The sequence below is a fragment of the endosymbiont of Lamellibrachia barhami genome, from assembly GCF_011947365.2.
Lineage (GTDB): Bacteria > Pseudomonadota > Gammaproteobacteria > Chromatiales > Chromatiaceae > QGON01.
This window is the reverse complement of record NZ_JAAVSH020000001.1, coordinates 3,351,635-3,356,196: the sequence shown is the minus strand read 5'-3', so window position 1 is coordinate 3,356,196 and position 4,562 is coordinate 3,351,635. Positions and strand designations below refer to the sequence as shown.

Here is a 4,562-nt window from a genome sequence, read left to right as displayed (position 1 = left end):
CACTCCCAGCGCCCAGAGCTGGCCGATGAGGGTGCTGGAATAACCGTGCTCTTCCATGTAGATCGAGTAGAAGGCGTAGTAGGCACTGTGACTTGCCTGCATGAGGAAGCAGGCGGCCAGAAACGCAATGACCTCCTTGCGCTTCAATACCGCCAGTATCGAACCCTGTTCATGGTGGGGCATTTTTGCGCCCCGCTCCGGCACCACGAGACTGTTTAGCCAGATACCAAGATAGAACACCAGCACCACCATCGGCACCAACCCGACCTCCATCCTGTCGATGAGATAACCGAGTCCGACGACCGCAATAATAAAACCGATGGAACCCCAGAGACGTATACGGCTGTACTGCTGGATTTGGTCGCCCAGATAGCTGAGGGTCACCGCTTCAAACTGGGGCAGCGATGCGTTCCAGAAGAAACTGAACAGCATCATCACCAGCGCCAGCATCCAGAACCCTTCGGCGTAGAAGCATCAATGATGCAAGACGGACGATGGGCATACGCCGACCGGTGTGATCGGCGATCCAGCCCCAGACGTTGGGCGCGACCAGTTTGGTAAACATGATCACTGCCATCAACTCCCCGATCTCCGAGGGGGCGAAACCACGGTCCTTTAGATAGAGTCCCCAGAACGGCAACAGCGCCCCGAGCGAGGCGAAGTAGAAGAGATAAAAACCGGAAAGGCGCCAGTACGGCATTAAGGAGCCTCTGATCTATTCTGAGTGAAGCCGATTGGAGAGAAAAATTCGTCGATTTGAGGCGTTAATCGCACGTAATAGCTGGCTATTGCGAAGATTAACAACGATAAAGCGACGGATTTTGGCTTCAAGATGCGAGTTCACGAATAGATCAGAGGCTCCTTAAATAACAGGCGTATCCGAATGCACGTCCATATTCTGTCCACGATGGCGCAACATATGGTCCATCAGCACCATCGCCATCATGGCCTCGGCGATGGGCGTGGCGCGAATCCCGACGCAAGGGTCATGACGCCCCTTGGTGACCACCTCGACCGATTTGCCTTCTTTGTCCACCGTGTGTCCCGGTAGCCTCAGGCTGGAAGTGGGTTTCAACGCAATGCTGGCGAGAATATCCTGACCGCTCGAGATGCCGCCCAACACACCACCGGCATGGTTACTCTTGAAACCATCCGGCGTCATCTCGTCCCGATGCTCGGTACCCTTCTGTTCCACACAGGCGAATCCGTCACCGATCTCCACACCTTTCACCGCGTTGATGCTCATCATCGCATGGGCGATCTCTGCGTCGAGGCGATCGAAAATTGGTTCGCCCAGTCCCGGCGGTACACCGGTAGCAACCACGTTGATCCGGGCGCCGATAGAGTTCCCCTCCTGGCGCAGTTGATCCATGTAGGCCTCGAGTTCCGGCACCTTGTAGAGATCGGGGCAGAAAAAGGCATTTTCATTCACATCGTTCCAAACAAACTTCTCCGGTTTGATGGGGCCGAGCTGCGCCAGGTAACCGCGAATCTCGATGCCATAACGCACTTTGAGATACTTCTTCGCAATGCCGCCGGCAGCCACGCGCATGGCGGTCTCCCGCGCAGAGGAGCGTCCACCGCCCCGGTAGTCACGAAAGCCGTATTTCTGAGTATAGGTGTAGTCAGCATGTCCCGGACGGAAACGATCCATGATTTCCGAATAGTCCTTGGAACGCTGATCCGTATTGTGGATGATCAGACCGATGGGGGTACCCGTGGTCTTACCTTCGAAGACACCGGAGAGGATCTGCACCTCATCCGCTTCACGGCGTTGCGTCGTATGGCGCGAAGTACCTGGTTTTCTGCGGTCGAGATCCCGCTGCAGATCCGCCTCACTCAATTCCAGACCAGGGGGGCACCCGTCGACGATACAGCCGATTGCCGGCCCGTGGCTCTCACCAAACGAGGTTACAGTAAAGAGTTTGCCGAAGCTGTTACCCGACATAAGGTTATCGCTCCAACCAGGCGTTGATACCTTCCAGATCCGACTGGGTCAGATTACCCGCCGCCTGCTTCAACTGCAGGCCATTGAGGATGTAATCATAGCGTGAGCGTGCAAAGTCACTCTGAGATGAGAAGAGATTTCGTTGCACGTTCAACACATCAACGATGGTTCGGGTGCCGACCTCGTAGCCAGCCTGGGTGGAGTCCAGCGCACTCTTGGCGGAGACTGTGGCAGCCTTGAGAGCCCCTACCCGGCTAATCGTGGAAAGTACGCCCCGATAGGCATTGCGCACCTGCCGGTTTACTGCGCGCTGACTCTGATCCAGCACCAGCTGTGCAGCACGGTAGTCGCTGCGAGCCTGTTCGGTCCGGGAGCTAACCGACCCGCCGGCGTAGATAGGCAGTTGCAACTGCACACCAATCTTGCCGGTATCAGCTTCGGAGCCGAAGTCGTTATTGGTGCGGAACATATCGTACCCTCCCACCAGATCCAGGGTCGGATAGTGGCCGGAGCGGAAGACCTCGATATTTTTTCGCGTACTCTCCAAGCCGTTGCGAGCGGCAATGATAGTGTAGTTCTGCGCTTGTGCCGTATCGGACCAGGCCTGCAGGGTGTTGGGATTCGGCGGATCGAGTTTCAGCTTCGCGCCCAGCTTGGCCAGGGCCTCCTCTTGAGTCTGACCAATGATCTCAAACAGCGCCTCCCAGGCATTGTCCACTGCGTTCTCGGCAGCAATCTCCTCTGCTCTGGCACCGTCGTGGGATGCCTGGGCCTCATGCACATCGGTAATAGCGATCAACCCCACATCGAAACGCTGTGTCGCCTGATCAAGCTGACGGGCATTGGCTTCAGTCTGGGCCTCGGCCACCCGCAGGATATCCTGCGCCGCGAGAATATTGAAATAGGCGGTTGAGCTACGCACCATCAGGTCGATCTGGGCAGCTGCATGCTCCGCTTCCGACTGTGCGATGGAGTGATCCGCCTGCTCAAGCTGAACCCAGTAATCGCGATGATAAAGCGGCTGGGAGAGGTTCAGTCCCAGACTCTTGTCGCTATAGCTACTGGTACCAACGCCGCCTGTTGGAGAGGTCTTCACATCACGTCTTACTCCATCGATCTCTCCTCCCAAGCTGATCGTGGGAAGCAGTCTGGCACGCGCCTGCACCTTGCCTTGACGCACCGACTCCAGCCGTTCCTTTGCCTCTTGGAGTTGCGGATCATTGACCAGCGCCAGATTGTATACGTCCATCAGATCCTGGGCCTGCAGCGGCATCGCAAACAGTGCGGACAAGAGAGGGAGGACCAACCGAGTTTTTTTCATCTTCAGCTCCATTCTTTAGAGGGATTCGGGTCACGGGGTACTGACTAAAACGGCTATTATAGGGGATTAAAGGATCAGCGTAAGTCTTCGATCCAAAGGCCGCCAGCGCTCACTTTTTATCCATGGGACCAGCTGCCAGCTGAGGATCAAGCCGGGTTCCGAACAGATTCAACCCCCAATGCAGATGGGGTCCAGTCGCCCGGCCGGTCGACCCAACCTCGGCGATAACATCCCCCTGGCGGACCTTACTCCCTTTCTTCACCAGAATCCGGCTCAAGTGCAGAAACGAAGAGGTCAGACCATGGCCGTGGTCGACCAACAGGGTACCGCCGGAATAGAACATATCATCATGCACCAGTGTAACCATCCCATCCGCTGGAGCGACCACCTTGGTTCCGGTAGGTGCCGCCACATCGATCCCCATATGAGGCCGTTTCGGCGTACCGTTGAGAATGCGCTGACTCCCGTAGACCCCACTGATGATACCCTGCACGGGCCAGATAAATCCCCCAAGAAAATCGGTGCGGGGATCATCCAGTTTGCGCGCCTGCTTCACCATGGCGTTTTCTTTCTTGATCCGCGCCCAGTCCATCTTCGGTGGAGTCACCTTCTTCTGCGGTAAGCCGTCAATACGTTGGACTTTGTAGGCACGTTTGCCGATCTTGAGCAGTTCAATCCGCTTGCGCCCATCACTACCCGTCACTTCGACACGATTTTCCAAGGCTGCATCCCGGCCAAAACCGAGCACAAACACACCGTTAGCCGAAACTCTAACCCCTATGCCGTTTACGGAGACTTTTTCGCCTGGCGTCACATGGCCGATTGCCATCCCTCCCTGGACAAGGTTTCCTTTGAGAATGAGTGTCTCAGAAGTCGCAGAAACTGTCTCTGCAAAAAGTAGAAACATCAATGCATGGAGAAAAGGAAGTACCCCACTGTTACGAATACTCATGAGACCGGATCACCTGATAATCTGTCCTGAAACGGGGCAACCTAACATAGCAAACCGTCCAATCCAATCGAGGTCGAATCTACCTCTCAAAAGTTGACACTCCAACCATCTATCGGTAAAGTTCGCGCTCTCCAGACGGCACAGCCGTTTAGCACCCTCTTAGCCGAGGTGGTGAAATTGGTAGACACGCATGCTTCAGGTGCATGTGGGGGCAACCCCGTGGAGGTTCAAGTCCTCTCCTCGGCACCAAATCGAAAGACCATCACAGACTACCAGAAGTGATGAAAGGCCCTGTTTCTACAGGGCTTTTGCCCAGTGAACAGGATCTTTTTTCGCAACCG

Annotated in this window: 5 protein-coding genes and 1 tRNA gene; 1 reads left to right on the top strand and 5 read right to left on the bottom strand. The window is 55.7% G+C overall.

From position 1 onward, the window contains the following. The 5 genes from G9Q73_RS20060 to G9Q73_RS15415 all read right to left on the bottom strand — a co-directional run. Positions 1 to 435 (bottom strand): MFS transporter (locus G9Q73_RS20060; protein ID WP_281397587.1); only part of this gene is annotated, 435 nt, incomplete at its 3' end. Next, positions 389 to 700 carry an MFS transporter gene (locus G9Q73_RS20055; RefSeq protein ID WP_281397586.1) on the bottom strand — a complete coding sequence of 104 codons (312 nt, stop codon included), beginning with the start codon at positions 698 to 700 and terminating at the stop codon, positions 389 to 391. The genes G9Q73_RS20055 and G9Q73_RS20060, both read right to left, overlap by 47 nt. Before the next feature lie 162 nt (positions 701 to 862). Then, positions 863 to 1,948 (bottom strand): chorismate synthase, encoded by a 1,086-nt coding sequence (gene aroC, locus G9Q73_RS15425; protein ID WP_177420567.1) that lies wholly within the window; start codon positions 1,946 to 1,948, stop codon positions 863 to 865. A gap of 4 nt (positions 1,949 to 1,952) precedes the next feature. After that, the gene (locus G9Q73_RS15420; protein ID WP_246345298.1) at positions 1,953 to 3,269 is read right to left on the bottom strand and encodes a TolC family outer membrane protein; all 1,317 of its coding nucleotides are present in this window, start codon (positions 3,267 to 3,269) and stop codon (positions 1,953 to 1,955) included. A gap of 109 nt (positions 3,270 to 3,378) precedes the next feature. After that, positions 3,379 to 4,221, bottom strand: coding sequence for a M23 family metallopeptidase (locus tag G9Q73_RS15415; RefSeq protein ID WP_177420565.1), 843 nt, complete (start codon positions 4,219 to 4,221; stop codon positions 3,379 to 3,381). Positions 4,222 to 4,383: 162 nt separating this feature from the next. Between G9Q73_RS15415 and G9Q73_RS15410 the strand changes: the two genes are divergently transcribed. Further along, a tRNA-Leu gene (locus G9Q73_RS15410) sits at positions 4,384 to 4,470 on the top strand. Positions 4,471 to 4,562 lie beyond the last annotated feature (92 nt).